This window comes from Streptomyces sp. NPDC051172 (genome assembly GCF_040682555.1).
GTDB lineage: Bacteria > Actinomycetota > Actinomycetes > Streptomycetales > Streptomycetaceae > Streptomyces.
Map to the genome: position 1 here is coordinate 1 of NZ_JBFBBE010000270.1, position 2,798 is coordinate 2,798.

The 2,798-nt window shown below is 66.3% G+C and carries 3 protein-coding genes and 1 pseudogene; 2 read left to right on the forward strand and 2 right to left on the reverse strand.

Translation table 11 applies throughout. The features are described from left to right. Nucleotides 1–47: 47 nt before the first annotated feature. Entirely contained in the window at nt 48–218 is a 171-nt protein-coding gene (locus tag AB0N07_RS50200; protein WP_351475696.1) for a hydrophobic protein, read from the reverse strand. A 452-nt stretch (nt 219–670) separates the two neighbouring features. On the opposite strand from AB0N07_RS50200, the gene AB0N07_RS50205 reads away from it, so the two are divergent. Both AB0N07_RS50205 and AB0N07_RS50210 read left to right on the forward strand, forming a co-directional pair. Continuing rightward, nucleotides 671–1,561, forward strand: a complete 891-nt coding sequence (locus tag AB0N07_RS50205; RefSeq protein WP_365847587.1) for a YihY/virulence factor BrkB family protein — start codon at nt 671–673, stop codon at nt 1,559–1,561. Between the two features lie 183 nt (nt 1,562–1,744). After that, nucleotides 1,745–2,302, forward strand: coding sequence for a glycoside hydrolase family 25 protein (locus AB0N07_RS50210; RefSeq protein WP_365847589.1), 558 nt, complete (start codon nt 1,745–1,747; stop codon nt 2,300–2,302). 17 nt (nt 2,303–2,319) lie between these two features. Here the strand turns inward: AB0N07_RS50210 and AB0N07_RS50215 are convergent. Beyond that, nucleotides 2,320–2,798, reverse strand: a pseudogene (locus tag AB0N07_RS50215) (hypothetical protein); the annotation flags it as partial.

Consider the following 2,798-nt stretch of genomic DNA (forward strand, 5'->3'; position numbering starts at 1 on the left):
CCGACATGTCGGCCGAACCCCGTGCCGAAAGCGCGCCCTGGGTCAGATCACCATCGGTACCAGCGTCCCCTGCCACCGCCGGCGGTGGTGGAACGCATGACGAAGCCGAGAAGCCACAGCACCAGGACGGCGACGGCGACCCACCAAAGGACCTTGAGGGCGAAGCCGGCACCGAAGAGCACCAGCGCGAGAAGCAGAACAAGCAGCAAAGGAACCATGATTATCGACCTCCTGCACGCTCAAGTGCCCCGCATTTCTGAAGCCATTCACCGACGATGCTTGTACGGGAAGAAGACGCGGGGGCACAAGCGGGTGCCGCGTCAGCGGCACACGACCTGTCAGGAGATGCCCTCCGTGACGCCGACGAGCAGGCGAGGACAAGGACCGAGCAGGTCGAGGGCAAGGCCGGGGAAACCGCTGGACGCGGCATCGGGAACGACCGTGTGGCCGCTGAGGGACGGGCAGAAAGAATCCGGGTAATGCCCGGGAAGCCCAGGAAAAGCCAAGGAGGCGTTTAAACAATGCCCCTTCGTGACCGCATGAGGAGCCCGGAAATGGGCATGCCCGACGTCAGTCCGGGGAAGTCTTTCTTCGATGGGCCCCAAGTCCCCGACAGACGCGGCGCCGGGTCGGCCACTCAGTTCAAACCGGGGGTGAGAGCATCCGCGTCATGGACGATGCAGACAGTCCCACGGCTCACTGGTGGGCAGCTTTGCGCCGGACGCCGACGGCCGTCTGGAACGACGACGTCACAGACTGGGCCGCCGCCCTCACCTATTACGCGGTCCTGGCCCTGTTCCCCTTGCTGCTGGTGGTCCTCTCGGTCCTGGGTCTGACGATGCCCACGGACAAGCCGGAGGTCATCGACCACATCGTGCGGGCCGCCCCCGCCGCGTCCCGCGCTGTGCTGCGCGGCACCCTTCAGCAGATGGCCCGACAGCCGTCGACGGAATGGACGCTGGTCTTCTTGGGAGCATCGGGAGCCCTGTGGTCGGGATCCAGCTATCTGAGCGTCTTCCGCCGGGCGTTGCACGCCATGCACCGGATGAGCTCGCACCGGCCCGTGTGGCGCACCGCTCCGCGCATCATCGCCACCGCCCTCGCCCTGATCACCCTGCTTCTGACGTCGACCCTGGCGTTGCTGCTCACCGGCAGCCTGGCGCGGCGCTTGGGCCGAGCGCTGAATCTCGGAACGGGACCGCAGGCCGCCTGGCACGCACTGCGGTGGCCGGTCGTGACCGTGGTCGCCGTCGTACTGGTGCTCATCCTGTACCGTTCGGGCCCGGCACGCTCCCGCCCTGTCGGGAAAATGGCTCCCGGCGGTGTATTGGCGGTAGCGCTCCTGTTGACCGTCTCTGTCGGATTCGCCGTTTACACCTCCCATGTCAGCACCTATCACGATCTGTACGGCTCACTGGCAGGCTTCGTGGTCTTCCTGGTCTGGCTGTGGCTGTCCAATCTGGCACTTCTTGTCGGCGCTCAGTTCAACGCAGAGCTGGCGAAGCCTGACGACGCTCCCCCACGACGCAACCAGCTTCCCCGCGCCTGCAAGGAGCCCTGAAAAGTCCCCGACACGGAGGCGGCACCGGGCGGACCGGCTGTGAACATCGTCGAGTGCTGAACTCCCCTCTGCCGACCGGAGTTGACGTTTTGCACGCCGTTTCCACATCCGGAACGGATCACCCGTGCAAAGGTGGGGATAACTCAACCGCTGTCCCCCCACCGGCACTTCAGGGAGTCCTCCATGCTGCGCGGAATCGACGTCAGCGCCTACCAGTCCTCCTCGTACAGCACGGACGGCCTCTCCTTCGTCTTCATCAAGGCGACGGAGGGCCGTTCGTACATCAATCCAAGAGTCAGCGCCCAGGCACAACACGGCCGCAACGCCGGTCTGGTCCTCGGTTTCTACCACTTCCTCTGGCCGGGCAATCTCCAGGCCCAGGCGGAGTACTTCGTCGAGCGCGTCCCCTCGAAGGTGGGCGACATCCTCGCCGTGGACTGGGAGCGGACGAGCGCCGGGACCCATGCGAGCAACGCGGAGAAGGACCTGTTCATCCGCAAGGTCAAGGAGCTGCGGCCGAACCACAAGGTCATCCTCTACACCAACCAGGATTTCTGGCTGAACGTCGACACCACCTCGTACGCCGGTGACGGCCTCTGGATCGCCGACTACGTCACGGCGGGCCAGCCCCGTATCAAGGCCAAGTGGCGCTTCCACCAGTACACCAGCGAGCCGTACGACAAGGACGTCGCGGACTTCGCCGACAAGGCCGCGCTGAAGGAGTGGGCCGCCAGTGGGTGACGGCCACGCGCCTGCCGTTACGCCCTGAAGTCCGCCGGGCGTTCCCGGGAGGCCTCCGCCAAGGCCTTGGTCACTTCGTCCACGCCCGCGCGCAGGCCGTAGACGGGTGTGCCCGGCTGCTGGCGCCAGGAGTCGGCGAGGGTGCCCGTGTCGACCGTGTCGAAGCCGAGTTCGTCGATCAGGTTCCTGACCACGCGCTTCGCGGCCTCGTCGTCGCCCGCGACCGGGACCGCCTGCCGGTCGGGGTCGCCGGCCGGGCGCGGACGCTCCAGGATGTCCTGGGCGAAGGTGCCGTTGAACGCCTTGATGACGGTGTGGCCGATCTGCTGTGCCGTCCAGGCGCTCTCCGTGAGGCCCTCGTCCTCGATCGCCGCGATCCTGCCGTCCCGCTGCTGGGGGTAGTACTGAGGTTGAACTCGTAGTGGCGGGGGAGGAACTGACGTTTCGTGATCGTTGCGGTATGCCGGAGTCATGAGGTATGCGCAGGGAGGCGGGC

What these genes read in the sequence shown, in the direction of transcription:
- AB0N07_RS50200 (WP_351475696.1), bottom strand. Translation starts at nt 218, where the DNA reads ATGGTTCCTTTGCTGCTTGTTCTGCTTCTCGCGCTGGTGCTCTTCGGT.
- AB0N07_RS50205 (WP_365847587.1), top strand. Translation starts at nt 671, where the DNA reads ATGGACGATGCAGACAGTCCCACGGCTCACTGGTGGGCAGCTTTGCGC.
- AB0N07_RS50210 (WP_365847589.1), top strand. Translation starts at nt 1,745, where the DNA reads ATGCTGCGCGGAATCGACGTCAGCGCCTACCAGTCCTCCTCGTACAGC.